23 protein-coding genes are annotated in these 25,503 nt (G+C 74.0%); 8 read left to right on the top strand and 15 right to left on the bottom strand.

The annotated features are described in order from the left end of the window. Positions 1-41: 41 nt before the first annotated feature. Complete coding sequence (locus ACWCHM_RS18125) at positions 42-419, top strand: SCP2 sterol-binding domain-containing protein (protein ID WP_454219100.1); 378 nt, start codon at positions 42-44, stop codon at positions 417-419. Further along, positions 416-2,482, top strand: a complete 2,067-nt coding sequence (locus ACWCHM_RS18120; RefSeq protein WP_454219098.1) for an amylo-alpha-1,6-glucosidase — start codon at positions 416-418, stop codon at positions 2,480-2,482. The genes ACWCHM_RS18125 and ACWCHM_RS18120 overlap by 4 nt, the downstream gene beginning before the upstream one ends. On the opposite strand, the gene ACWCHM_RS18115 is transcribed toward ACWCHM_RS18120, so the two are convergent. Further along, complete coding sequence (locus ACWCHM_RS18115) at positions 2,474-3,169, bottom strand: Pr6Pr family membrane protein (RefSeq protein WP_421488941.1); 696 nt, start codon at positions 3,167-3,169, stop codon at positions 2,474-2,476. The two genes, ACWCHM_RS18120 and ACWCHM_RS18115, sit on opposite strands and share 9 nt — an antisense overlap. 52 nt (positions 3,170-3,221) lie before the next feature. Then, positions 3,222-3,509 (bottom strand): hypothetical protein, encoded by a 288-nt coding sequence (locus tag ACWCHM_RS18110; RefSeq protein WP_281899234.1) that lies wholly within the window; start codon positions 3,507-3,509, stop codon positions 3,222-3,224. Positions 3,510-3,692: 183 nt separating this feature from the next. On the opposite strand from ACWCHM_RS18110, the gene ACWCHM_RS18105 reads away from it, so the two are divergent. Both ACWCHM_RS18105 and ACWCHM_RS18100 read left to right on the top strand, forming a co-directional pair. Further along, positions 3,693-4,157, top strand: coding sequence for a hypothetical protein (locus ACWCHM_RS18105; protein WP_281899232.1), 465 nt, complete (start codon positions 3,693-3,695; stop codon positions 4,155-4,157). 4 nt (positions 4,158-4,161) lie between these two features. Continuing rightward, complete coding sequence (locus ACWCHM_RS18100; protein ID WP_421488940.1) at positions 4,162-5,208, top strand: polyprenyl synthetase family protein; 1,047 nt, start codon at positions 4,162-4,164, stop codon at positions 5,206-5,208. A gap of 9 nt (positions 5,209-5,217) precedes the next feature. On the opposite strand, the gene ACWCHM_RS18095 is transcribed toward ACWCHM_RS18100, so the two are convergent. After that, positions 5,218-5,724 carry a DinB family protein gene (locus ACWCHM_RS18095; RefSeq protein ID WP_421488939.1) on the bottom strand — a complete coding sequence of 169 codons (507 nt, stop codon included), beginning with the start codon at positions 5,722-5,724 and terminating at the stop codon, positions 5,218-5,220. 144 nt (positions 5,725-5,868) lie between these two features. On the opposite strand from ACWCHM_RS18095, the gene ACWCHM_RS18090 reads away from it, so the two are divergent. Beyond that, the gene (locus ACWCHM_RS18090) at positions 5,869-6,768 is read left to right on the top strand and encodes a DUF72 domain-containing protein (RefSeq protein WP_454219094.1); all 900 of its coding nucleotides are present in this window, start codon (positions 5,869-5,871) and stop codon (positions 6,766-6,768) included. A 109-nt stretch (positions 6,769-6,877) separates the two neighbouring features. Here the strand turns inward: ACWCHM_RS18090 and ACWCHM_RS18085 are convergent, their stop codons facing one another. The 4 genes from ACWCHM_RS18085 to ACWCHM_RS18070 all read right to left on the bottom strand — a co-directional run bounded on the left by ACWCHM_RS18085 (position 6,878) and on the right by ACWCHM_RS18070 (position 11,195). Beyond that, entirely contained in the window at positions 6,878-7,501 is a 624-nt protein-coding gene (locus ACWCHM_RS18085) for a hypothetical protein (RefSeq protein ID WP_067311729.1), read from the bottom strand. 100 nt (positions 7,502-7,601) lie between these two features. Then, positions 7,602-8,465 (bottom strand): alpha/beta hydrolase family protein, encoded by an 864-nt coding sequence (locus tag ACWCHM_RS18080; protein ID WP_204961170.1) that lies wholly within the window; start codon positions 8,463-8,465, stop codon positions 7,602-7,604. A 56-nt stretch (positions 8,466-8,521) separates the two neighbouring features. Next, on the bottom strand, positions 8,522-9,739 hold the full coding sequence (locus ACWCHM_RS18075) for a glycosyltransferase (RefSeq protein WP_204961171.1): 1,218 nt from the start codon (positions 9,737-9,739) through the stop codon (positions 8,522-8,524). A gap of 238 nt (positions 9,740-9,977) precedes the next feature. Then, positions 9,978-11,195, bottom strand: a complete 1,218-nt coding sequence (locus tag ACWCHM_RS18070) for a globin domain-containing protein (RefSeq protein WP_454219091.1) — start codon at positions 11,193-11,195, stop codon at positions 9,978-9,980. 145 nt (positions 11,196-11,340) lie between these two features. Here ACWCHM_RS18070 and ACWCHM_RS18065 point away from each other — a divergent pair, with 145 nt between their 5' ends. Then, positions 11,341-11,796: an RrF2 family transcriptional regulator gene (locus ACWCHM_RS18065; protein WP_204961173.1), complete on the top strand. Its 456-nt coding sequence runs from the start codon at positions 11,341-11,343 to the stop codon at positions 11,794-11,796. 62 nt (positions 11,797-11,858) lie between these two features. Here ACWCHM_RS18065 and ACWCHM_RS18060 read toward each other — a convergent pair whose 3' ends face one another. Beyond that, the gene (locus tag ACWCHM_RS18060) at positions 11,859-13,115 is read right to left on the bottom strand and encodes an SGNH/GDSL hydrolase family protein (protein WP_204961174.1); all 1,257 of its coding nucleotides are present in this window, start codon (positions 13,113-13,115) and stop codon (positions 11,859-11,861) included. A 312-nt stretch (positions 13,116-13,427) separates the two neighbouring features. On the opposite strand from ACWCHM_RS18060, the gene ACWCHM_RS18055 reads away from it, so the two are divergent. Both ACWCHM_RS18055 and ACWCHM_RS18050 read left to right on the top strand, forming a co-directional pair. After that, positions 13,428-15,485 carry a DNA gyrase/topoisomerase IV subunit B gene (locus ACWCHM_RS18055; protein WP_454219089.1) on the top strand — a complete coding sequence of 686 codons (2,058 nt, stop codon included), beginning with the start codon at positions 13,428-13,430 and terminating at the stop codon, positions 15,483-15,485. 38 nt (positions 15,486-15,523) lie between these two features. Then, the gene (locus ACWCHM_RS18050) at positions 15,524-18,013 is read left to right on the top strand and encodes a DNA gyrase/topoisomerase IV subunit A (RefSeq protein WP_454219088.1); all 2,490 of its coding nucleotides are present in this window, start codon (positions 15,524-15,526) and stop codon (positions 18,011-18,013) included. Positions 18,014-18,057: 44 nt separating this feature from the next. On the opposite strand, the gene ACWCHM_RS18045 is transcribed toward ACWCHM_RS18050, so the two are convergent. The 7 genes from ACWCHM_RS18045 to pseB all read right to left on the bottom strand — a co-directional run bounded on the left by ACWCHM_RS18045 (position 18,058) and on the right by pseB (position 25,380). Beyond that, positions 18,058-18,690 carry an alpha-ketoglutarate-dependent dioxygenase AlkB gene (locus tag ACWCHM_RS18045; RefSeq protein WP_454219087.1) on the bottom strand — a complete coding sequence of 211 codons (633 nt, stop codon included), beginning with the start codon at positions 18,688-18,690 and terminating at the stop codon, positions 18,058-18,060. 13 nt (positions 18,691-18,703) lie between these two features. After that, positions 18,704-19,792: a PseG/SpsG family protein gene (locus ACWCHM_RS18040; protein ID WP_454223101.1), complete on the bottom strand. Its 1,089-nt coding sequence runs from the start codon at positions 19,790-19,792 to the stop codon at positions 18,704-18,706. After that, positions 19,789-20,517, bottom strand: a complete 729-nt coding sequence (locus tag ACWCHM_RS18035; protein WP_204961439.1) for a cytidylyltransferase domain-containing protein — start codon at positions 20,515-20,517, stop codon at positions 19,789-19,791. The genes ACWCHM_RS18040 and ACWCHM_RS18035 overlap by 4 nt, the downstream gene beginning before the upstream one ends. Before the next feature lie 74 nt (positions 20,518-20,591). Then, positions 20,592-22,397, bottom strand: a complete 1,806-nt coding sequence (locus tag ACWCHM_RS18030; protein ID WP_372446015.1) for a class I SAM-dependent methyltransferase — start codon at positions 22,395-22,397, stop codon at positions 20,592-20,594. Beyond that, complete coding sequence (locus ACWCHM_RS18025; RefSeq protein WP_204961179.1) at positions 22,394-23,230, bottom strand: hypothetical protein; 837 nt, start codon at positions 23,228-23,230, stop codon at positions 22,394-22,396. The genes ACWCHM_RS18030 and ACWCHM_RS18025 overlap by 4 nt, the downstream gene beginning before the upstream one ends. Positions 23,231-23,242: 12 nt before the next feature. After that, positions 23,243-24,400 carry a DegT/DnrJ/EryC1/StrS family aminotransferase gene (locus tag ACWCHM_RS18020; RefSeq protein WP_204961180.1) on the bottom strand — a complete coding sequence of 386 codons (1,158 nt, stop codon included), beginning with the start codon at positions 24,398-24,400 and terminating at the stop codon, positions 23,243-23,245. Continuing rightward, a complete protein-coding gene (pseB, locus tag ACWCHM_RS18015) occupies positions 24,397-25,380 on the bottom strand; it encodes a UDP-N-acetylglucosamine 4,6-dehydratase (inverting) (protein ID WP_204961181.1) in 984 nt (327 codons plus the stop codon). The genes ACWCHM_RS18020 and pseB overlap by 4 nt, the downstream gene beginning before the upstream one ends. Between the last annotated feature and the right edge of the window lie 123 nt (positions 25,381-25,503).

Below are 25,503 nucleotides of genomic sequence, written 5' to 3'. Positions count from 1 at the left end.
AGGCTGAGCAGGCACGTGACACACCGTGGGGGAGGGCAGCCGTGGGGACGTCGGTGGCGGAGTTCCTGGACCGGTGGGACGGGGGTCGGCGGCCCGACCTGCCGGAGACGACAAGCGGCACGCTGCGCCTGGACGCCGCCGAGGACGGGCACACCGCGCACTGGCGGTTGACCGTCCGCGACCAGCGCGTCGAGGTCACCCGGTCCGCCGAGGACGCCGACCTGGTCGTCCGCGCCGACCGGGACGTCTTCGACCGGTTGGCGTCGGGCCGGACCCACCTCGCCACCGCGCTGCTGCGCAACGACCTGTCGGTACGGGGCAACATGCTGCTGCTGATGCTGCTGCGGCGGATCTTCCCCGGCCCGCCCGACGCCCGGCACCCCCGGGAGGCCGCCCGGGAGCGGGACGGTCACCGGTGAGGGAGGAACGGGTCCACGTCATCGCCGGCAACGCCTTCGCCGTCAGCGACGCGCACGGCGACATGGAGGTGGACCCGAGGACGCCGGTGGGGTTGTTCTCCTTCGACACCCGGTTCCTGTCCCGCTGGGTGCTCACCGTCGACGGGCAGCGGCTGCACGCCCTGTCCCGCGACGACATGACCTACTTCGAGACCCGGTTCTTCCTGGTCCCCGGCACGGCCAGTCACTACGTCGACGCGGACGTGTCGGTGATCCGGCACCGGTCCATCGACGACAGCTTCACCGAGCAGTTGACGGTGCTCAACCACTCCGCCGAGCCGGCCGAGTTCGTGGTGCGGATGGAGGTCGGCGCGGACTTCGCCGACACCTCGGAGATCCGCAGCCCGACGCCCCGGCGGATCACCACGGTCGCCTCCCCGTCCGACGCGGTGCTGCGGCTGCGCTACCACCGGGAGCGGTTCGCCCGGGAGGCGACGGTCTCCAGCACCGCCCCGGCCGACGTCGACGAGGGGGGCTTCACCTACCGGATCACCGTGCCGGCACACGGGAAGTGGACCACCGACCTGCACGTCGCGATGTCCATCCGCGGCGAGGGCGGGCACGACCTGCGGGAGAGCCTGGAGTCGCACCGGCTGCGGGTACGCCACGACATGCGGCACGACCTGAGCGACTGGCTCGACCGGGCGCCGCAACTGGTCAGCGAGCGGGAACGGCTGCCGGCGACGTACGAGCAGGCGCTGACCGACCTGGCCGCGCTGCGCTACGTGCCGCTGGCGTACTCGGGGCGGGTTCCGGTGGGGGGTCTGCCCTGGGCGATGGCGCTCTACGGCCGGGACGCGTTGATCACCTGTCTGATGACCCTGCCGTTCACCCCCGAACTGGCCCCGAACACGCTGCGCATGCTCGCCCTGCTCCAGGGCGGCCGGCTCGACGACCAGCACGACGAGGAGCCCGGCAAGATCCTCGGCGAGCTGCGGTACGGCGAGTCGGCCGCCTTCGACGAGCAGCCGACCGGGCTCTACTACGGGGCGGCCGACACCACCCCGCTGTTCGTGATCCTGCTCGACGAGTACGAGCGCTGGTCCGGCGACGCCGCGCTGGTCCGTCAGCTGCGCCACCCGGCCCGGATGGCGTTGGACTGGATCGACGGGTACGGCGACCTGACCGGCGACGGCTACCTGCGCTACCAGCGGCGCAACACCCGCAACGGGCTGGTCAACCAGGGCTGGCGCAACTCGCCTGACGCGATCGTGGACGCCGACGGCCGGGCTCCCGCCGGGCCCAGGGCCACCTGCGAACTCCAGGGCTACGCCTACGACGCGAAACGGCGTGGAGCCCGCCTGGCCCGGGAGTTCTGGGGCGAGCCCGAGTACGCCGACCTGCTGGAGCGGCAGGCCGCCGCGCTGAAGGAACGGTTCGACAGGGACTTCTGGCTGCCCGGCCAGGAGTACTACGCGTCGGCCCTGGAGCCGGACGGCACACCCGTGGTGGCGTTGACGTCCCAGCTCGGGCATCTGCTGTGGAGCGGGATCGTCGCCGAGGACCGGTCCGCCGCCCTCGCCGCCCACCTGGTGGGGCCGCAGCTCTTCTCCGGCTTCGGGGTCCGCACGTTCGCCGCCGGACAGTTGGCGTACAACCCGGTGGGCGCGCACCTGGGTGCCGTGTGGCCGTCGGACAACGCACTGGTCGCGGCCGGGTTGCGGCGGTACCACCATGACGAGGAGGCCGCCCGGATCGCCGACGGCATCTTCGCGATGGCGGATCTGGTCGGCGGGTCGGTGCCGGAGGTGGTCGCCGGTTATCCCCGGGAGAGCACCGGCTACCCGGTGCAGTTGCCGATGGCCGGCCGGCCGCAGTCGTGGTCCGCCGGGGCCCTGCTGATGCTGCTCGGCACGATCCTCGGGCTGCGGCCCTGCGGGGACAACCTGCTGGTGAACCCGGCCCTGCCCGCCGGTTTCGGCCGGGTCGAGCTGCTGGACGTGCCGGGCCGGTGGGGTCGGGCCGACGCGTACGGCCGGGACCGGTCGGCCGTACGCCCGGGGCGTCGCCCCCGGCTACGCTGACCGTCCGGCCGGTGGCGGGGTCGGTCGCGTGGGGGTGACCGGGTCGGCCGGCGGGTGGGTGACCCACCGGGACAGGGCCCGGTCGACGCCGACGAAGAGCAGACCGAGCAGCCAGAAGGCGACGGCGAAGAAGACCGCGCTGACCGTGACGCCGTCGTAGCCGAGCTGCCCGGCGTCGACGAACGGGTACGGATAGCGGTGCACGACCAGCCCGCGTACCAGGGCGAACCCCAGGTACGCCAGCGGGAACGCCAGCCACCAGAGGGCGTACCGGGGGCGCAGCCGGCCGCGCGGGTCGAACAGCGTCCAGTCGGCGACGGCGAGCAGCGGCACGACGGTGTGCAGGAGCTGGTTGCCCACCGCCTCGCCCGGCGTCCGGTCGGGCTGGGTCATCGCGAACGGGCTGGCCGGGTTGGCCAGCACCAGGTGGTAGACCACGCCGGTGATGGTGATGTAGAGCGTCACCGCGCCCTTGAGCGCGGACGGCGGTTCGGGCCGACGCCGCGCGGCCCGCCAGGCGGCGTAACCGGCGAACAGGCCGACCGCCAGGTTGCTCTGGATGGTGAAGTACGGCAGCAGCCCGGTGACGGTGGCCGGGCCGAGGGCGGTGAGCACGATCCCGGCCAGCACACCGATCACGATCGCCAGCCGGAAGGCCACCGCCAGGCGTCGACGCCGCAGACTCATCGGCGCAAGCTACCAGCTCCCGTCGGTGCCGTCGTCTGCCGTGGCTCGGCGGTCACCGGCCCCGGCGGTCGTCGGTCGGCGTCGGCGGCTGGACGTCGTCGCCGTCCAGCGGTCCGGTCGGATCGGCGGCGGACCGGGCGGGGACGGGGGTGGCCAGGGCGGCGCGCGCGGCCCGGAACGCCGACACCGCCGCCGGCTCGCCTGGTAGTTCGGCCGGGGCCACGGCGGCGCGCACCGCGGTCAGCAGCGTCGCCAGCGGCCGGACCGGACCGGTCGACCCGTCGACCACCCCGCTGAGCAGCCGCTCAGCGGTTTCCTGATCCAGACGGTATCGGGTCATCTCGTGTCCCTCAGCGTCGGCGCGGCGTGGGACGTCACGCCGCCGGGGCCCGGCGTGGCCCCGGTCACATCCGACCCGCGTGGCGACGACGCGAACCCGGTCGGCATCCCTACAGTACGTGACCGGCTGGGGTGCGCTGGTGTAAAAATCCGCTGGACAGGTCGCATCGAGGGAGGTTGGGCCATGCCCGAACGTGACACCCACCGTGACGAACGCTTCGATCAGGTCGGCGACGAGGTGTCGGCCGCCGTCACCCGCGCGGCATCGGTGCTCCAGGAGGAGCTGTCCGCCGGCATCGACAGCGCCCGCCGGCTCCAGGAGAAACTCACCGCCGACCGGCGGGTCGACCCGGCGGCCTTCGACGAGGTGGCCGGACGGGTCCGCAGCGACACCCACGCGCTGATCGACATGGTGGTCGCCCAGCTGCCGGCCACCGGTGACCGGGGCGAGCTGACCCGCCGATACGCCGCCGACGCCCACGACGTGCTGGACAGCCTGCTCGACCTGGCGCGGCTCGCCCCGGAACTGGCCAACGGACTGATCGACCGGATGTCCCGGCAGGGGTCGGAACCCACTCCCGGCCCGGTCCGCGTCGACCGGGACGCGGGGGCCCCGGCGGCCGACGGCGGGCCCGGCCCGGTGTCCTGAGCCGATGACCCTCCCCGGCATCGACGACCAGGTCGGCGCGGTGCTGGACCGCTACCGGGCGCGGACCATGGCGACCCTGCTCGCCGACCTGCCCACCGGCGGCCCCCGCCACCTCTACGATCTGGTCGCCGACTATCCCCGCCGCTCCGGCAAGGGGCTGCGGGCGGCGCTCTGCCTGGCCGCGTGTCGGCTCGCCGGGGACGGCGGCGAACCGGACGAGGCGGCGGTCAACGTGGCCACCACCGTCGAGTTGTTCCACAACGCCTTCCTCATTCACGACGACATCCAGGACGGCAGCGAGCAGCGGCGGGGCGCGCCGACCCTGCCCGCCGCGTACGGCGTGGGCGTGGCGCTCAACGTCGGCAACATGACCAACCTGCTCGCCCTGGACCGGCTGCTGGCCAACCGGGACGCCCTCGGCTCCGGCACCACCTGGCAACTGGTCGAACAGACCCGGCTGATGCTGCGTCACTCGCTGGAGGGCCAGGCCATCGAGATCGGCTGGATCAGGGACAACGCCTGCGACCTCACCCCCGACGACTACTACCGGATGTGCCTGAAGAAGACGTCCTGGTACACCTGCATCTACCCGTGCCGCACCGGCGTGCTGGCGGCCGGCGGCGGACGGCTGCGCCCTGACCGGCTGGACCGCTACGGCTGGTATCTCGGTGCGGCCTTCCAGATCACCGACGACGTGCTGAACCTGGTGGGGGAGTACGCCGCCTACGGCAAGGAGATCGCCGGCGACCTGTGGGAGGGCAAGCGCACCCTGATCCTCATCGACTTCCTCGCCCGCTGCACGGCCGGGGAACGGGAACGGGCGGTGGCCTTCCTCGGCACCCCCCGCGCCGAGCGCACGGCGACCGAGGTGCGCTGGCTGCACCGCCGGCTGACCGCGTACGACAGTGTCGAGGTGGCCCGCCGCAGCGCCCGGGAACTGGCCGGGGCGGCGCTTGCCGAGGGGCGTGCCGTCCTCGGTGACCGGGCCGACACCGAGGACGGCCGGTTCCTGCTCGGCCTGACCCGTTACGTCGTCGACCGCCCACGGTGACCGGCCGGCTCAGCCCATCGTCTTCGCGCCGTCGATGGACTCGCGGATGATGTCGGCGTGCCCGGCGTGCTGGGCGGTCTCGGCGATCACGTGCAGCACCGTCCGCCGCACCGACCAGCTCGCTCCCGGCTCGAACCAGGGTGCCTCCGGCAGCGGGTGGACCGTGTCCAGGTCGAGGGTGGCGACCAGCTCGTCGGTGCGGGCCGCCGTCCCGGCGTACCGGGCGAGCAGGTCGGTCAGGGTGTCGTCGTCGGTCATCCGGAACATGCCCGCCCAGTCGACCGGCTCGCTCTCCATCGCCTCCGCACCGCCGGCCATGAACCGCGCCCACCGGTGCTCCACCATGGTCACGTGTTTGATCAGGCCGCCCAGGCACAGCTCGCTGGCGGTGCTGCGGGTCGCCGCCTGCGCGTCGGTCAACCCGCGCACGGTGTGCCGCAGGAAGCCGCGGTGCAGGCCGAGGGACTGCACCAGGTCGGCCCGTTCGCCGGTGAGCACCCGCTCCGAAGTGGTCATCCGCCACCCTCCGTGGTCGATGTCGTCGGGGGTCACGCTAGGGCCACCCTCCGACACTTTCCGCCCCGCCCCGCCCCACCGCACCTGCGACCGCATCCGCCCCTGCGGTTGCCGATCCGGCCGCCTGGCGGTGGACTGGACCACATGGGAACGATCAGGGTGGGCACCTCGTCCTGGGCGGATCAGACGCTGCTGCGCGCCGGCTGGTATCCCCGGTCGGTGCGTACCCCGGCCCAGCGGCTGGGCTGGTACGCCGGACGGTTCGGGCTGGTCGAGGTCGACACCTCGTACTACGCCGTCCCGGTGCCGCAGACCACCGCCGGCTGGGCGGCGGCCACCCCGCCGGGCTTCACCTTCGACGTCAAGGCGTTCAGCCTGTTCACCGGGCACCCGACACCGGTCCAGGTGCTGCCGAGGGACCTGCGACCGGCCACCGGCCCGTCCCGGGTCCGCCGCCGCGACCTGCCCGAGGCGACGTACGACGAGCTGTGGGCCCGGTTCCGGGCGGCGCTGGCGCCGCTCGTGGCGGCCGACCGGCTCGGCGCGGTGCTGCTGCAGTTCCCGCCGTGGCTGGTGCGCGGGGAGGGCGCCCGGCGGCGGATCGCGGAACTGGCCGACCGGTGCCGGCCCTGGCGGGTCGCCGTGGAACTGCGCCACGGGTCCTGGTTCGACGGTGCGGCGGCGGCCGAGACGGTGACCTTCCTGCGCGACCACGACCTCAGCCTGGTCTGCGTGGACATGCCGCAGGGGCACCCGTCCTCGGTGCCCCCGATCATGATCGGTACCGCCGAGCCGGTGCTGGTCCGGATGCACGGCCACAGCGCGCACTGGGAACACGGCAGCAAGGAGGACCGGTTCCGGTACGCCTACGCCGACGACGAACTGCGCCGCTGGGCCGACCTGCTCACCGACCTGGCCGACCGGTCGGGCGAGGTGCACGTGCTGTTCAACAACTGCTGCGCGGGGCAGGCCCAGCGCGACGCCGCCCGGCTGGCCGAACTGCTCGGGGTGGTGGCCCCCACGACGGCAGCCGCCCGCCACTGACCGTGCCGGTACGGGCCCACCGTTCGTGCCGGGCCACTGACCGCGCCGGTACGGGGCCCGCCGTCGGCGTTGACGGCGGCCCCCGTACCGGCCGGTCCCGGCCCGCCGGTCAGCCGGCCATCGCCATCCGCCGCCGGGCCCCCGTCGCGGCCAGCCGGCCCATCGTCATCGGGGCACCCATCAGCCCACCGGCGCGCCCGAGCATCCCCCGGAACACCTGGCCCGGCTTCTGCTGCTCACCCATGTACGCGGTGACCACCACCAACGCCCCGGTCAACGCCGGCACGGTCCACTGCAGGACCTTCATCTGCCGCTGCCGGTGCGCCACCTCGGCGGGCGTCTGGTAGTTGGGCTCGGTGGTCCCCGACACCGGCGGGTTGCCGGCGTTCTGCAACTTCATGCCCACCAGCCGGCTGTAGCCGGTGACCGCGAGCGCGCCGACGGTCAGCGCCGTCTTCACCGCGCTCATCCGACCCACCCCGGACTGGGCCATCATCCGGGGGCTCTCGGTGGCCAGCTCACCCACCGCGCCGGCCAGGTGCGCGCCGATCGCCGCCGCGTTGACCGGCGTCCACCGCGACCAGCCGGCCGAGGCCACCGGAAGCCGTTGGGTCGAGTCGCTGATCCGTGCCGCCGCTCCGTTGACGCCCAGCGCCCCCATCAGGGAGCCACCGAACCAGGCCGCCAGGCCGAGATCGTGCATCGAGCGCAGTGCGGTGTGTCGTTCCGACATCTGATCCCCCTCCACCGTGTTCGGGCGCAGCGGCATACCCGTCCCGACGGGGGCTACGCGCCCGGCTGCCGGCGGGCAGGTACCGGACCGGACACCGGGGTCAGCGGCGGGGCAGACCGGCCGCGAAGTCGGCTACCCGCCGGCTCAGCGGCAGGCCGGCCCGGACCCAGCGGAAGTGGTCCAGCGGGGCCCCGGCCTCGGCCGCCGTGTACCGGTGCCTGGTGACCGGCGCGGCGGTGAGCTTGGCGCAGAGGTGGTCGACGATCGGGTGCGGGGTGTACTGGTCGTCGTCGACGCTGACCGCCAGCACCGGCAGGGTCAGCCGGCCCACCGCCGCGTCGCCGTCCACCCCGTCGAGGGTGGGGAAGCGACCGGTGCGGGCGGTACGCGCCCAGTCCCGGATCACCCCGCGCGCCTGCCGGCCGCCGAACCCCCAGCCCGGCCAGACCCCGAGCGTGCCGGCGACCGCCGCGATCCCCTGGCTGTACGGCAGCACGCCGTACCGGCGCAGGCCCGGGTAGCCGCGCCAGTACGGCATGCCGACGGCGAACAGGGCCAGCCCGTCGACCTGGTCGACACCGTGCAGGGCGAGGTGCAGCAGGGCCGCCTGCCCGCCGAGGGAGTGCCCGAGCAGCAGCGTCGGGCGGCCGTCCCGGTGGGACTTGAGCGCGTCGAGGACCGCGCCGACGTCGGCGGCCAGTTCGCGGTAGCCGTACCGGCAGGCCCGCGACGGCGTGGGCGTGCTGGCCCCGGTGCCACGCAGGTCGGCGACGACCACGGCCAGCCCGGCGGCGCGCAGCGCGGCGGCGAACGGGCGGTAGTAGCGGGCGCGGACCCCCATCGCCGGGCAGATCAGCACCAGCGGCGCGGCGGGCGACCCGGTGGGCTCCGGATAGACCTGGATGCCGATCCGGGCCCCGTCGACGTCGACGAACTGCTGCGTGTAATCCGCGTCCCCGCTCACCGGAACATCCTACCGGTCGGTAATAAGCGGTCTGTCGCGCCGCCCGCCGGGGGCGGTCAGGCCGCCGCCGGGGCCAGCCGGCCGACCCCGCTGACCGCGGCGTAGACCGTGCCGAGCTGCTCGGCCCAGTGCCGCAACGAGTAGCGCACCCGCACCCGGTCCAACGCCGCCGTCGCGTACGCGAAACGGCGTACCCGGTCGGCGAGCAGCCGGCGGACCGCGGTGCCCAGCGCCCGGGGGTCACGCGGCGGCACCAGGTCCCCGGTCAACCCGTCGACCACACTGTCGGTGATCCCGCCGACCGCCGTGCCCACCACCGGCACGCCGCACGCCATCGCCTCCAGCGGGCTACGGCCGAACGGCTCGTACCACGGGGCGGCGACCAGGACGTCGGCGGAGCGGTACCAGGCCGCCAACTCCGCACGGGGCACCGCACCGACCAGCCGGACCCGGTCGGCGACACCGCAGGACCCGGCGAGCGCGGTCAACCGGCGGGCGACGTCGTCGGCCGGCAGCGACCCGGCCGGCGGCCCGCCCACCACCACGTACTCGGCCCCGGGCACGCCGGGCAGTGCCCGCACGACGTCCTGCACGCCCCGGCGTTCGTGCAGCGGACCCACGGTGAGCAGCCGGGGCCGGCCCGCGACCCGGGCGGCGGCCGGCCCGGTCGGGCTGAACAGCCGCTCGTCCACCCCCGACGGCACCAGCGCCAGCTTCGCCCGGGGCACCCCGAGCCGGACCAGCTCCCCCAACTCGTCGTGTGACTGGACGACGACCCGGTCGACGGCCCGCCCGAGCGCCCGCTCGTAGCCGATCCGCCCCCGGCCGGCCCGCTCCCGGCCATCCGGGCGGCGACGGTACGCGCTGCCCAGGTCGTGGTACGTCAACACCACGGGCGTGCCGGTACGCCGACCGGCGTGCACGGCCGCCAGGCCGCTGAGCCAGAAGTGGGCGTGCGCCACGTCCGGCCGCCACCCGTCCTGCTGCCAGTGCGTGGCCAGCCAGCGGCCGAACTCGCCCAGGTGGGGCAGGAGTTCGTCGGCGGGCACCGGCCGGGCCGGACCGGCGGGCACGTGCCACACCTGGTACCCCGCGTCGGTCGGCACCGTGTCGGGCAGCCCGGTGTCGTCCCGTCTGGTGTAGACCCGCACCTCGTGGCCCTCGGCGGCCAGCGCCGCCGCCTGCTCGGCGACGTGCAGGTGCAGCCCCACGGCGTCATGTCCGCCGGGAACGGCGAGCGGGCTGGCGTGTCCCGAGACCATCGCGATGCGCATGCTTCCTCCTCCGTGGGCCGGTCACCGGCGAGGCGGAATCCGGTGCGGCGGCTCCGGCCGGCGTCATCACCCGGTCCCGCGCACCGGGCGCGTGACAGGCACCCGGCCGCCCCTGCGGCGTCGGTGCCCGGACGTCACGCGCCGCCCGGCATGCCGAACCAGTTGCCCAGCGCGGAGGCGGTAAACAACAACTTTGCGTGCCCGTCCGAGCGCCCTGCGTCCCCGTGACCGGCAGTGCTCAGCCCACCTCGGGCAGCATCCCCGGACCGAACACCTCGTAGGCGATCCGCTCCACCGGCACCCCCCGGCGCAGCAGGCCGCCGCGGACCCGGTTCATGAACGGCAGCGGACCGCACAGGTGCACGTGCACGTCGGGGGAGAGCGGGATCAGCTCCGGGTCGATCCGGCCCCGGGTCACCTCGGCGGGCAACCCCCGGGCGTCGTCGCCGGTGGTCTCCTCGTACCACAGCCGCAGGCGCAGCCGGGGCAACCGGGCGTGCAGCTCGACCAGGTCGGCCCGGTGGGCGTGGGCGGCGCCGTCCCGGTCGGCGTGGGCCAGCACCACCGGCCGGTCCGGCGCGGTCGCCGCCAGGTGGGCCAGGGCCGACATCGCCGGGGTGAGCCCGATCCCGGCGCTGACCAGCAACAGCGGCCCCTGGCCCGCCACCGCGCTCACCTCGCCGAAGGGTGGGCTCAGCGGCAGGGTGCCGCCGGGGCCGACGTGGTCGTGCAGGAAGCCGGAGACCAGCCCGTCCGGGGCCGCGCCCGTGCCGCGTACCCGCTTGACGGTGATCCGCCAGTGGTCGGCGTCGGGCCGGCCGGAGAGGCTGTACTGCCGGATCTGCCGGCCGCGCCCGCCGTCGAGGTCCACCGCGACCGAGACGTACTGGCCGGGCACGAAGCCCGGCACCGGGCCGCCGTCGACCGGGACGAGGGTGACCGAGACGACGTCGGTGGCCTGCGGCGTCACCCCGGTGACCCGCCAGTCGCGCCAGACCACCCCGCCGTGGGGCAGCCCGGTGGCCGCGTACAGCCGGGCCTCCCGGGCGACGAGTTCGCAGGCCATCAGCCAGTACACCTCATCCCAGGCGGCGGCGACCTGCGGGGTGACCGCCGCGCCCAGCACCTCGCCGACGGCGGCCAGCAGGTGCCTGCCCACCAGCGGGTACTGGTGGGCGGCGATGCCCAGTGCGGCGTGCTTGTGCGCGATGCGCTCCAGCACCGCCGTCCACCCGGTCGCGTTCTCGCCGGTGAGGTGCCCGGCGTACGCGACCACGGAGGCGGCCAGCGCCGCCTGCTGCCGGCCGGTCGCCTGGTTGCCCCGGTTGAACAGGTTCAGCAGTTCCGGATGGGCGGCGAACATCCGGGCGTAGAACCGGCCGGTGATCCGGTCGGCATGGGCCCGGACCACGGGCAGGGTGGCGGTGACGACGGCGGCTGACGACTCCGAGAGCACGGCTCCTCCTCCAAACGGGTACCGGAGACCACTAAAACAGGAACTTGAAAGTCCTCTTAGAGCCGAAAGTCCCGGGCCCGTCGGCACGCCGGTCACCGCCACCCGGCCCCTGTCCGCCACCAGGGGCGCTGGCTAGGGTCGGACCGTGAAGCTCAACCTGTCGACGGACATGGCCCTGCGGATCGTCATGCTCACCGCCCCCGCGTCGACCCGGACCACCGTCGACGAGTTGGCCGAACGGCTGGACCTGCCCCGCAGCCACGTGGCCAAGGTGGTCCAGCGGCTCCAGCGCATCGGGGTGCTGTTCACCGTCCGGGGCCGCTGCGGCGGGGTGGCCTTCGCCGAGGGGGCCGAACGGATCACCGTCGGCCGGGTCGTGCGTGCCTTCGAGGGGGAGGGGGAGGTGGTCTCCTGCGAGGAGACCGGCTGCGCCCTGCGCGCCGGCTGCCGCCTGCGGGTCCAGCTCCGCCGCGCCCAGGCGGCCTTCCTCGCCGTACTCGACGAGATGCCCCTGGAGGAACTGGCCGGCGGCCCGGCGGTGGCCCTGCTGCCCACCCCCGCGCCCGGCCCGGCCGCGGCCCGCACCCCGGTGGCGACCTGAGCGGCCCGGGGCGCGGACCGGCCGGCAGGGCGACCCACACGATCGCCCTGCCGGCGTCGGGTTCAGCTGATCTGGATCGTCCCGTCCGGCGAGCGGACGCAGGAGACCGCGTGGGCGCTGGTCGCCGCCGCACCGGTCAGGCACCGGCCGAGCACCTGGTGCCCGGCCGCGCTCGGGTGCCAGGACTCCTGGCACGTCTGGAAGTACGTCCCACAGGTGTTCGCGATTCGCTGGATGTCCAGCTTGTCGTAACCGGACAGGCTGGTCACGAAGACCCCGGAGGTGCCGTCCTGGAGCCGGATCGGGGTGGCCAGCGCGTTGCCGGGGCTGCCCGCCGACTCGCACAGCCGGGCCCCGTCGAAGGCCCGCTGCACGTTGAGGTAGACCAGGTCGGCGGCGGGGAACTCGGCGGACAGCGTGCTGCGGACCGAGCTGACCAGGGTGCCCAGGCCCTGCGAGAAACGCTGACCGGGGGCGAGGCTAGCCCGGTGGATCGGACAGCCGGCCGCGTACCGCTCGGCCCCCAGGTCGCGGAACTTGTCCCGGGTGTCGTCCCGGCTGTCCTCCTCCCAGTAGGTCGAGGCCAGCTCCGGCGGCAGCGGGTTGGTGTAGTCCTGGAAGACGATCCGGTGCTGGCCGTCGGCGTCGATCTCGTCCAGCGTGGTCAGGATCTGCCGGACCGCCGCCGTGGTCTCCGCCGTCGCGGCGGCGACCTGGGCGGAGGTGGCCAGGTCGGCGTCCGAGCAGGGCTCCTGCTCCACCGGGCCGCCGAGGTACGCCCAGAACTCCCACCACCCGGTCCAGGCGTCGGCGATGAACCGGTTGGCGCACTTCTCGGCGACACTGCCGAAGGTGAACGAGCTGTTGTTCGAGCCGAGACCGACCAGCACCAGGTCGATGTCGTGGGTCTGCCCGACCGCGCGCAACTGGTCGAGCTGGGCGGCGACCTGGCGGCCCTTGGCCCGGCTGGCCGAGGCGTTGGCGATGTCGTAGGGCTGGCCGCCGGAGCAGGCCAGGTTGAACCGGTCGGCGATCCCCGGCAGATCCGCCCTGAACAGTGAGGCGTTGGGTGACCGGTGACAGAAGTACGCGTTGGTGTTCGGTGCCGACCAGCCCGGGAACGGCTGGGCGACCCCGTTGACGTCGGTCACCGCCGAGTACGCCCCGGCCCCCTCGCCGCTGATGAAGCTGTCGCCGAGGGCGACCGCGGCGGTGGGCAGGGCGGCGACGGCCGGCGCGGGCGGGCCGGCGGCGACCGGCAGGGCGGCCGCGGCGACGGTGAGCAGCGCGGCGAGGGCGCTACGGTGGAACCTGGACATGACGTCCCCCATCTGTCCATGGAAATGTGAAAGATCCTTCCGGGCCGGATCAGATCACTTGGCGAGATGGACGTCAATGCCTCTTAACACGATCGTCCAACGGCGGAAACGGTCGTTCCCGGCCCGGGGTGCACCCCGTCAGGGAAGGCCCCGACGCCTGACGGCGTTGTCCCCGGCGGACGCGCACCCGCCGTCCGACGTGGGGCTGCACGGCGCTGTCGGGGCGTACGGCTACGCTCGCTGCGGCACGCCGCGCGTGGAGATCGAGACGGTGAGCGGCACCACACCGCCGAGACCGGGGAGTACGACCAGTTGACCGCACAGCCTGAGACCCTCTACGGGGCAGACGACCTCACCCACCTGGAGGGCCTGGACGCCGTCCGCAAGCGTCCCGGCATGTACATCGGCTCCACCGACAGTCGTGGCGTGGGTCACCTCGTGAACGAGATCCTCGACAACTCCACCGACGAGGGTGTCGCCGGTCACGCCACCACGGTCGAGGTGATCCTGCACGCCGACGGCTCGGTGCAGGTCGACGACGACGGCCGGGGCATCCCCACCGACGTGCACGCCAAGTCCGGCATCTCCGGGGTCGAGCTGGTGCTCACCCGGCTGCACGCCGGCGGCAAGTTCGGCGGCTCCGGCTACAAGACCTCGGGCGGCCTGCACGGCGTGGGCGCCTCCGCGGTCAACGCGCTGTCCCGCCGGTTCGACGTGACCGTCAGGCGCGGCGGCAAGGTGCACGCGATGTCCTTCCGGCACGGGGTGCCCGGCGTCTTCGCCGGTGACGGCCCGGACGCCCCGTTCACCCCCGGCCCCGGCCTGCAGGTCGTCGGGGCGATGAAACGCGGCCAGCGCACCGGCACCTCGATCCGCTACTGGCACGACGCCCGCTACTTCGAGACCGGCGCGCGCCTCGACGTCGAGGCCGTCCGGATGAAACTGCGCAACACCGCCTTCCTGGTCCCCGGGGTCGACTACCGGCTGCGCGACGAGACCGCCGAGGAGCCGGTCGAGGAGCGCTTCCACTACCCCAACGGGCTCACCGACATGGTCGAGTTCCTGGCGCCGGCCGGTGACCGGCCGGTCTCCGGCACCCTGCTGGTCACCGGCGAGGGGACGTACCGGGAGAACGCCGCCGACGCCAACGGCGTGATGCAGTCCAACGTGCAGCGCCGGGCCGAGGTCGAGATCGCCTTCCGCTGGGGCACCGGCTACGAGCGCACCGTCGAGTGCTTCACCAACACCATCCGCAACGCCCACGGCGGCACCCACCGCCGGGGCTTCGAGCGGGCGCTGACCCGGACCCTGGCCGACGCCGTCCGCAACACCCGGGGCCTGCTCAAGCCCAAGGAGGACCCGCCCACCCTGGACGACGTCCTGGAGGGGATGACGGCGGTGGTGCACGTGCGCATCCCCGAGCCGCAGTTCACCTCGCAGACCAAGGACGAGCTCTCCACCGCCGGCATCACCAAGGTGCTCCAGACCCTGGTCGAGCAGCAGGTCAAGGCCTGGCTGGAGGACAAGCGCAGCAAGGCCGAGGCGCGCACGGTGCTCCAGAAGATCGTCGACGCGGCCCGGGTCCGGCTGACCCAGAAGCAGCAGAAGGACGCCGCCCGGCGCAAGACCGCCCTGGAGGGCGCGTCGATGCCCGCCAAACTGGTCGACTGCCGCGCCGCAGGCATCGATAGGAGTGAATTATTTATCGTGGAAGGGGATAGCGCCCTCGGCACGGGGCGACTTGCCCGTTCTGCGGAATATCAGGCGCTGCTGCCGATTCGCGGCAAGATCCTCAACGTGCAGAAGGCCAACCTCCAGCAGGTGCTCGACAACGCCGAGTGCGCCGCGATCGTGCAGGTGCTCGGGGCCGGCTCGGGACGTACCTTCGACCTGTCCGCGCTGCGCTACGGCCGGGTGCTGATCATGGCGGACGCCGACGTGGACGGTGCGCACATCCGGACCCTGCTGATCACCCTGTTCGCCCGCTACATGCGCCCGCTGATCGAGGCCGGCCGGCTCTACGCCGCGATGCCGCCGCTGCACAAGATCACCACGAAGGGGCGCAGCCCGCAGACCACCTACACCTACACCCAGGCCGAGATGGAGGCGACGGTCCGCAAGCTGGAGAAGGCCGGCAAGCAGATCGTCACCCCGATCCCGCGCTTCAAGGGCCTCGGTGAGATGGACGCCGACGAGTTGTGGGAGACCACGATGAACCCGGCCACCCGGGCCGTGCGCCGGATCACCCTCGACGACGTCGACGCCGCCGAGCGCATCCTCGAACTGCTGATGGGCGAGAAGGTCGAGCCGCGCCGTAACTGGCTGATCGACTCCTCCGACCGGGTCGACCGGGACGCGATCGACGCATGAGCACCGTGGCCGCCGCACACCGGGAAGAGAGCTGAACGATGGCACGCCGTAAGGACGACCGCGCCAAGGTGGACCTGTCCGCCTTCGACCAGGCCGGCGCGCGGGTCTTCGACAACCCGCTGGTCACCGAGGTGTCCGACTCCTACCTGGAGTACGCCTTCTCGGTCATCCACTCCCGCGCCCTGCCCGACGCCCGCGACGGCCTCAAGCCGGTACACCGCCGCATCCTGTACTCGATGCACGAGAACGGCTTCCGGCCGGACCGCTCGCACGTGAAGTCGGCCCGGGTGGTCGGCGACGTGATGGGGCGCTACCACCCGCACGGTGACACCGCGATCTACGACGCGATGGTCCGGATGGCCCAGGACTTCTCGCTCAACGCCCCACTTATCGACGGGCATGGAAATTTTGGTAGCCCGGACGACGGCCCGGCCGCGGCGCGCTACACCGAGGCCCGGCTCGCCCGGGAGGCGATGCTGCTCGTCGGTGAGCTGGGCGAGGACACCGTCGACGTCGAGCCCAACTACGACGGCTCGCTGACCCAACCGACCGTGCTGCCCGCCGCCTTCCCCAACCTGCTGGTCAACGGCGCGTCCGGGATCGCGGTCGGGATGGCGACCAACATGATCCCGCACCACCTCGGCGAGGTGGTCTCCGCCGCCCGTTGGCTGATCAACCACCCGGACGCCGACCTCGACAAGCTGATGGAGTTCGTCCCCGGCCCCGACCTGCCCACGGGCGGTCTGCTGCTCGGGCTGGACGAGGTGCGCCGGGCGTACGAGACGGGGCGCGGCGTGGTGCGGATGCGCGGGCGGGTCGAGATCGGCCCGCTGGAGGGCAGCCGGGGTCGGCAGGCGATCACCGTGGTCGAGTTGCCGTACGGGGTCGGCGCGGAGAAGGTCATCGCGGCGATCACCAACGAGGTCAACAAGACCAAGCGGCTCACCGGCATCGCCGACGTCAAGGACCTCACCGACCGGGAGAGCGGCACCCGGCTGGTCGTCGAGTGCAAGGTGGGGGTCAACCCGCAGGCGTTGCTGGCCGACCTCTACCGGCTGACCCCGCTGGAGCAGTCGTTCGGCATCAACAACCTGGTGCTGGTCGACGGCCAGCCGCGCACCCTCGGGTTGAAGGCGCTGCTGGAGGTGTTCCTGGCCCACCGGTACGAGGTGGTGACCCGGCGCAGCGCGTACCGGCGGCGCAAGCGCGAGGAGCGGCTGCACCTGGTCGACGGCCTGCTGATCGCCCTGCTCGACATCGACCGGGTGGTCAAGCTGATCCGGGCCAGCGAGGACGCCCAGGCCGCGAAGGACGGCCTGATGCAGAAGTTCAAGCTCTCCGAGATCCAGGCCACCTACATCCTGGACACCCCGCTGCGCCGGCTGACGAAGTACGACCGGATCGAGCTGGAGGCCGAGCAGGACAAGCTGCGCGGGGAGATCGCCGCGCTGTCGAAGATCCTCGACGACCCGAAGGTGCTCCGCAAGGTCGTCTCCGACGAGCTGGCGGCCGTGGTGAAGCAGTTCTCCGGGTCGCGGCGGACCACCCTGGTCGACGGGGACCTCAAGGAGGTGCTGGCCGCGTCGGTGCCGGCCGGGCCGCTGGAGGTGGCCGACGACCCGTGTCAGGTGATCCTTTCGGCGACCGGGCTGGTGGCCCGGACGGCTGCCGAGTCGGAGGAGGCCTCCGAGGGGCGTCGGCGTAACGGCCGGGTCAAGCACGACACGGTACGCGCGGTCGTGCACACCACGGCCCGGGGCCGGGTGCTCCTGGTCACCAGCGCCGGCCGGGCCTTCAAGGTCGACGTGTTGCCGCTGCCGGTGCTGCCCGAGCAGGCCGGCACGGTGTCGCTGCGGGGCGGGATGGCCGCCGCCGAGCTGGTCCCGCTGGCGGCGGGGGAGACGGTGATCGGGCTGGCCCCGCTGGGCCCGACCGCGCAGGGCTCCCCGGGCCTGGCGGTGGGCACCCGGCAGGGCGTGGTGAAGGTGTGCACACCGGAGTGGCCGGTGCGGTCCGACGAGTTCGAGGTGATCTCGCTGCGGTCGGGCGACGAGGTGGTGGGGGCCACCTGGCTCGCCGACGGCAGCGAGACGTTGGCGTTCGTGACCAGTGAGGCGTCCCTGCTGCGGTTCGCGGCGTCCGTGGTCCGCCCGCAGGGGCTCAAGGGTGGCGGGATGGCCGGGGTCAGCCTGCCCACCGGTGCCCGGGTGGTGTTCTTCGGGGCGGTCCGCACCGACGACGCCGTGCACGGGGAGCCGATGGTGGTCACCTCGACGGGGGCGACGGTCAAGGTGACGCCGTTCGCGTCGTACCCGGCGAAGGGGAGGGCGACCGGCGGGGTGCGGGCGCAGCGGTTCCTCAAGGGTGAGACGGATCTGGTGGTGGCCTGGATCGGCGCGCGGCCGGTGGGTGCGACGGCGACGGGTGACCCGGTGGAGTTGCCGCCGGCCGATCCGCGCCGCGACGGGTCCGGCTTCGCCGTCATGCTCGGCCCGACCGTCGTCGGGCACCTGATCGAACGCGACTGAGGTCGCCCCGGCCGCCGCGAGGGCTGACGGCCGCCCCGTCGGCGTCAGGCGACGTCGACGGGGCGGAACTGGACGCTGACCCGGGGGCCGACCGGGCGGGTGGTCTTGGGCACGGCATGTTCCCAGGTGCGCTGGCAGGACCCGCCCATCACCACCAGGTCGCCGTGGCCGAGCGGGAAACGCAGGGTGTCGCCGCCGCCCCGGGGGCGTAGCAGCAGCGGGCGGGGCGCGCCGAACGACACGATCGCCACCATCGTGTCGGTGTGCGCGGAACGGCCGATGGTGTCGCCGTGCCAGGCGACGCTGTCCCGCCCGTCGCGGTAGAGGCACATGCCGGCGGTGACGAACGGCTCGCCCAGCTCGGCGGCGTAGTGCCGGCTCAGTGCCGCGCGGGCGGCGGTGAGCAGCGGGTGCGGCAGCGGGCGGTCGGGGCCGTACCAGCAGAGCAGGCGGGGGACGTCGACCTCGGTGTCGTACATGGTGCGGCGTTCGGCCCGCCAGGGGACGTCGGTGCGTAGGGTGTCGAGGACCGTGTCGGAGCCGCGCACCCAGCCGGGCAGGTGGTCGACCCAGGCGCCCCGGGTGAGCATCCGGCGGCGCAGCCCGGTCAGCGGGGTCAGCGTCGGGTCGGTGTCGGTGAGGTCGAGCATCGACGGTTGGTAGGCGGCCGGCGGCATACCCGGCACCCTATCAGGGTTTTAGCACACCCGTACGATCAGCGATCCTGGTGAGGACAGCGTCGGCCACCCGCTGCCGGCCGCGCCCGTCGACGGTGGCCCAGGCGCGGGCGGCGAGCGCCGCCCGCCGCTGCGGGGAGGCCAGCAGGGTGTGCAGGGTGCGGGCCGCGTCGGCCCGCGCGGCCCGGCCGGCCAACCCCGGCGCGGTCAGCTCCGGCAGCTCACCGAGGCCGGCGGCGAGCCGGTGCGCCACCACCCGCCGGTACGCGTCGCGCTGGTTGTCCACCACGCAGACCAGCGCGGCGGGCGCACCCAGACAGCACAGCTCCCAGGTGGAGGTGCCGGCGGCGCTGACCACTAGGTCGGCCGCGCCGATCAGCGTGGGCAGGGCGTCGGTCGGCGCGACGAGGTGCAGCGACTGCCCCCGCCCGGTGCCGACCTGCGACAGGTCGGCCTCGATCCCGGGGCGGGCGACGACAACGGTCACCGCCATCGGGTGCCCGGTGCCGAGCAGCACCCGGGTCAGCACCGGGGCCGCGCCGACCGCGTCGGTGCCGCCGAAGAAGGCCAGCACCCGGGGTCGGTCCGTCGGGGTGGCCGGCGGTGGCGCCGGCGGCCGGGCGGCGGTCACCGCGTCGCGCAGCAGCGCGTACCGGACGCCGGCCAGCAGCCGCCCGTCGCCGGGTGTGCCGGCGGTGGGCTGCCCGTCGGGGGTGTCCGCGCCGAAGTTCTGGTCCAGGTAGAGGTCGGCGTCCTGACCCCGGGTGTCCCCGTCGACGATCGCCAGGGTGACCACGCCGGCCGCCCGCAGCGCCCCCGCGCCCGCCGGGTCCAGCTCGTACGAGTCGAGCACGAACGCGTCGAGGGCGTGCGTACGGGCCGCCTCGACCAGCCCGGCGGGGGTGTCCGGACCGGGGTGGACCGGGATGCCGCACGCGGCCAGGTGGGCGGCGGCCCAGCCGACCCGGTCCACCGTGCCGAACAACTCGACCCGCGCGCCCCGGGCCAGGAACTCCTCCCCGAGGGCCAGACACCGCACCAGGTGCCCGACGCCGGTGTGCGGGCCGGCGTCGCAGCGCAGCCCGATCCGTGGTGGGTTCAGGATTCCTCCAGCCGCTTCTGGCGTACCGAGGAGTTGAGGGTACGCAGGTCGGGCCGCCCGTCCAGCCAGTCGGCGAGTTTCGCCAGCGGCACGCTGACGTCGCCGAAGTGGTCGACGACCGCGCTGACCAGCGCCCAGTCCTGGTCGGTGTCGAGGGTGAGCCGCAGCGCCGACCGGTCCGGGGTGAGGGTCACCCCGAGCACCCGGAACAGCTCCGGATGGGCGTACGCGAAGGAGGTGACGTGCACCCGGTGGTGGTCGGCGGCGAGCCGGTCCAGGGTGCGCAGCGCGTCCGCCCGGATGATCTCCACGTCCAGCCCCCGGGGCAGGGTACGGGCGATCGAGGTGCTGGCGTAGTCGAGCCCGGGGACGGCCCGGTAGACCGCCGCCACCAGGGTGACGATCTCCGGGTCGAGCAGCGGGCAGTCGGCGGTGAACCGCATGACGGCGTCGCCGGGGTGGGCGTCGAGCGCGCCGACGAACCGGCTCAGCACGTCGTCCACCGGTCCCCGGTGCACCGGCACGTCGAGCCGCGCGCACTCGGCGACCACCGCGTCGTCGACCGGGTCGACACTGGTGGCGACCACCAGGTCGGCGAGGACCCCGCTGTCCCGGGCGGCCCGGACCACCCGGCCGAGGACGCTGCGTCCGGCCAGCGGGCGCAGCACCTTGCCGGGCAGCCGCGACGAACCCATCCGGGCCTGCACGATCCCGACGATCCGCAGGTCGGAGCCGGCCGGCCCGGCCGGTGCGAGCGCGCCGTGCGGTGGGGCGTCGGACTGTCCCGTGTGCGGGGCGGTCACTGCTGTTCCTCCGCCGGCTTCGGGCCGAGCGCCTCGCGGGCCCGCCGCTTGGCCGCCCGGGCACCCCGCTTCGCCAGCCGGGCCGGGGTGATGGCGAGCCGGCCCACCCGGTAACTGAGCGAGCCGCTGAGCAGGTTGATCGTGGCGTCGGCGCGGCGCAGCGCCCGTTCCCGCGAGGTGAGCAGCTCCTCGGTCCACTTCAGCAGGGCGGCCAGCCGGGTCAGCTCCTCCCGCTGGCGTACCCAGGCTTCGCGCATCTGCTGGTAGCTGCGCGGTCCGGCGGGCGGATCGGTGGGGGTGACCGCGTGCAGTTCGGTGGCGAGCATCCCCCGCCCGTCGGCGTCCAGGCCACGCAGGGCGGCGGCGACCGCCGCCTCGGTCTCCACGGCTGCGTCCACGGTGGCCCGGTCCAGGTCGTGCCCGGCGACCCCACCGAGGACCACGGTCAGCCCGGCGACGTCGAGGGTGGACGGCCACGGGTGGGCGTAGCCGCCGGTGAGCAGGGTGACCGCGAACCGCCACAGCCCCCGGGCCAGCACCACGTCGAGGGGCAACGGTTCGCTGGCCCGCCAGCTCGGGTCGAGCACCGCGAAGGTGTCCCCGTCGACGACCACGGTGTCCGGGTCGGCCAGCGCCGCCGCGCCGGTGAGCCGCCTGTCCGGGTCGGCCTGCCCGGCGAGCCAGCCCGCGTAGCCGCGCAGCAGCCGGCGCAGGGCGTCCAGGTCGCGACGCAGGCAACCGTCGAGCAGCACGGTGCGCAGCAGCCGTCCCGGCGGAACCGGGCCGGTGAGTGCGGCCGGGTCCCGGTGGGCGGCCTCCCGGCTGGCGAAGGGCGCCGGCCGGGTCCGGTCGGCCCCGCCGCCGGTGACCGACCAGTGCCAGCCGTCCGACCGGTCGGCCACCTCGACCACTCCGACGCCGGGCGGGCCGGTCTGCACCAGCACCACCGGCAGCGCCCAGTCGACGGGCGCGTCGGGGCCGGGGCGGCGGGCCAGCGTCAGCCAGCCGGGGGCCAGCGCCGCGCCGAGCCCGGCGTGCAGCGCGTCGACCGCCAGCCGGGCCGGGTCCTGGAGCACCGGGCCGGCGGTGAACCCGCCCGCGCAGGCACCGTGCAGCACCGCGTCGAGCAGCCCCGAGGTGGGCCGCTGCTCCAGCGCGTCGGTGGCGACCAGGGCCGTCGGGGCACCCGGACCGGGGTACGCGGCATAGCTGACGCCCACGGTCAGCCCCACCTCGGCGAGCTGGGCCCGCAGCTGCTCCCGGTTGGCCGGGCGGCCCGCGTCGAGCACCCCGCCGATGCTCCACGCCGCGTCGCCCCGGTCGGCGTACCAGGGGGTGGGGGCGACCAGCCGGGACACCCCCAGCGGGTTGTCCAGGCGCAGCAGCAGCGTGCCGCCGGGCCGCAGGGCGGCGGCCAGCCGGGCCAACACCCCCGTCCAGCCCAGCCGGGCCCCCTCGACCGACTCGACGGCGTCCAGTCCGGCCCCGGCCAGCACCACGTCGAACGTGTCGGCCGGGTCGAGTCCGGCGGGGCCGCCGACCACCACCCGGGCGGCCCGGTCGGCCAGGGCCACCGCGTCCGGGTGGCTACGCAGCAGGCAGGTCACCTCGGCGTGGGCGAGCCGGTCCAGCAGCGCCGGGTCGTGCGGCCCGGCCAGCAGCACCCGCGCCCCGGCCGGTACGACCAGGGCGGCCAGCGCGCCCAGCGGCCCCCCGTCGGCCAGCCGCTGCTCCGGCAGGTCGGACCAGGCCAGCATCTCCCCACCGGGCAGGACGACGGGGGCGGTGGTTCCAGTGGTCAACTCGTGCCTCCTGCGGGACGTGCCCAGCCGAGCAGTTCACGCAGCTCGGCGGGGGTGCAGCGGTGGTCGGTGCCCAGCTCGGCGTGGGCGATCGCGACGGCGGTCGGCAGGTCCACCGACTCGCCGTGCAGCTGCGGCCACTGCCGGCGGATCCGGGCGGTGCCGCCGAAGGTGGGGTCCTCCTTGGCCAGGATCATCGGGTCGCCGTAGACGGCCGGCTCACAGCCGGCGGCGATGCCGTAGAAGATGGCGCTGGTCAACCGGTTGGACGCCACCCGGGCGTGCCGGCGCAGCTCGGTGAGCTGCTTGTCGAGGAACAGCGGGTCGGTGTCGCGCCACCAGTGCCCCCGGTAGCCGTGGCAGATCACCCGGAAGCCGGCGTTCTCGTAGAGCCGGCGGACCCGGCGCATGCCGTACTCGTGCCAGTAGAGGCAGACGGTGACCGGGCCGGGCTCGGTGTCCCGGATCCGGGCGATCAGCTCCCGGTGGTCGCCCTTGACGTGCTGACCCTCCCAACCGTGGAACGGGTACCAGATGGTGCCCTCCCGGGCGGCCGGCGGCGGGTCGTCGCGGCGCAGGTCGAGCAGGTACGCGAAGGGTGCGCCGACGACCACCACGTTGCGCCGCCCCACCGACCAGGCCCGTCGCCGGGTCTGCTCCGACCAGAGCAGGCTGGGGGTGCGCTCGGCGTACGGGTGGCCGGGGGCGAGGCCGTCACCGATGTTCCAGCCGTGCTGGACGTACCCGTTGATCCGGGGCGGGTGGCCGTCGCCCAGCCCGCAGTAGCGGGCCAGCACGTGGGCGTGGCCGTAGAAGTGGTTCGCGTGGTGCATCGGTTCCCCCGGTCAGGCGGCGGTGGGCGCGGTGACGCCGCGCAGCGCCGCGCCGAGCGCGTCGATCACCCGGTCCTGGTCGGTGTCGGTGAGACCCGGGTACAGCGGCAGCGAGAGCTGCTGGGTGTAGAACGACTCGGCCACCGGGCAGGACCCGCGCCGGTAACCGAGGTCGGCGAAGGCCGGGTGCCAGTGCACCGGCAGGTAGTTGACCTGTACGCCGATGCCGGCGGCGCGCATCCGGTCGTACACCTCGCGGCGGCGGCCGTCGAGGACCCGGACCGGGTAGAGGTGCCAGGCGGGGGCGGCCCAGGACCGGCGGGTCGGGGTCAGCACCCCGTCCAGGTCGGCCAGCGCCTCGTCGTAGCGGGCCACCAGCCGGGCGCGGGCGGCCAGGAAGTCGCCGAGCCGGCGCAGCTGGCTGCGGCCCAGCGCGCAGAGCACGTCCGGTAGCCGGTAGTTCAGCCCGAATTCGTGCACCTCCTGGTGCCAGCCGCCCTCGTCCGGGGCGCGCAGCTCGGCGCGATCCCGGACCAGCCCGATGTTGCGGAACCGGCGGGCCCGCGTCAGCAGCTGCGGGTCGGCGGTGGCGACCGCGCCGCCCTCGGCGGTGGTGAGGTTCTTGGTGGGGAAGAACGAGAAGGTGGTCAGGTCGGCCAGCGACCCGACCGGCCGGCCCCGGTAGCTGGCCCCGATCGAGTGGGCGGCGTCGGCCAGCAGCAGCGCGTCGGAGCCGGCCAGGGCGGTGCGCAGGGCGTCGTAGTCGGCCGGGTGGCCGGCGTAGTCGACGGCGGCGACGACCTTCGTCCGGGCGGTGGTCGCGGCGGCTGCCGCCGCCGGGTCCAGGGTGAACGTCCCCTCCTCGACGTCGGCGAAGACGATCCGCGCGCCGAGGGCGACCGCGCTGCTGGCGGTCGCCACGAACGTCATCGGCGGCACCACCACCTCGTCGCCGGGGCCCACCCCGGCCGCCGCGTAGGCGACGTGCAGGGCGGCCGTGCCGTTGGCGACGGCCGCGCAGCCGGCCCCGCCGGTCCAGCCCGCGAGGTCGGCCTCGAACGCGTCGACCTGGGGGCCGGTGGTGAGCCAGTCGCTGCGCAGGGTGGCGACCACGGCGGCGACGTCGTCGTCGGTCACCGACTGCCGGCCGTACGGGAGCATCGTCGTCATGCGGCGATGCCGAGCATGTCGCGCAGCTGCGGGACGCTCAACCACTCGTCGTTGCCGTCGGACTGGTAGGCGAAGCCGTCCGGCACCGGCTCGCAGTCGACGGGCGGCCGGTAGCCCCAGGTGGCGATCGTCGGCTGGACGATGAACCGGTCCTTCGCGCGCAGCGTCCGGCGGCTGTCGTCCGGGGCGATCATCTCCTCGTGCAGCTTCTCGCCGGGCCGGATGCCGATCTCGTGGGTGGTGGCGTCCGGGGCGACCGCCTCGACCAGGTCGAGGATGCGCATGCTGGGGATGCGCGGCACGAACAGCTCACCGCCCTGCATCTGGTCGAAGCTGTCCAGCACGAACTGCACGGCCTGGTCCAGGGTGATCCAGAACCTGGTCATCCGCTTGTCGGTGATCGGCAGGCTCTTGCCTTCGGCGGCGAGCCGGCGGAACAGCGGCACCACCGAGCCCCGGCTGCCGACCACGTTGCCGTAGCGGACCACGGCGAACCGGGTGGGGTGCTGGGCGGCGTAGTGGTTGGCCGAGACGAACAGCTTGTCGCCGACGAGCTTGGTCGCGCCGTACAGGTTGATCGGGCTGGACGCCTTGTCGGTGGAGAGCGCGATGACCTTCTTGACGCCGGCCTCGATGGCCGCGTCGACCACGTGCTGCGAGCCGGTGATGTTGGTGGCGATGAACTCCGACGGGTTGTACTCGGCGGTGTCCACCTGCTTGAGGGCGGCGGCGTGCACCACGTGGTCCACCCCGTGCATGGCCCGGGTGAGCCGGTGCCGGTCCCGGATGTCGCCGATGAACCAGCGCAGCCGGGGGTCGTCGCCGAGTTGCTGGCGCAGCTCGTACTGCTTGAGTTCGTCGCGGGAGAACACCACCACCCGGGCCGGGTCGGCCACGTCGAGGACGTGCCGGAGGAACGTCTTCCCGAAGGAACCCGTCCCGCCGGTGACCAGAATGGAGGACCCGTTCAACTCACTCAAGGTGGTGCTCCCCAGCTCGTGGTTGCGCCGCCGGCTCGGGCCAGGCGACCGGACGGACGCTAGCCAGGCCGGGTTAACACCCCGACGCCCCCGGGTGAACCGACCACGCTGGTCGTGTGAATG

The organism is Micromonospora sp. SCSIO 07396 (assembly GCF_053667945.1).
Note: the sequence above shows the minus strand (reverse complement) of the source record. Positions and strands in the feature narration are given on the sequence as shown.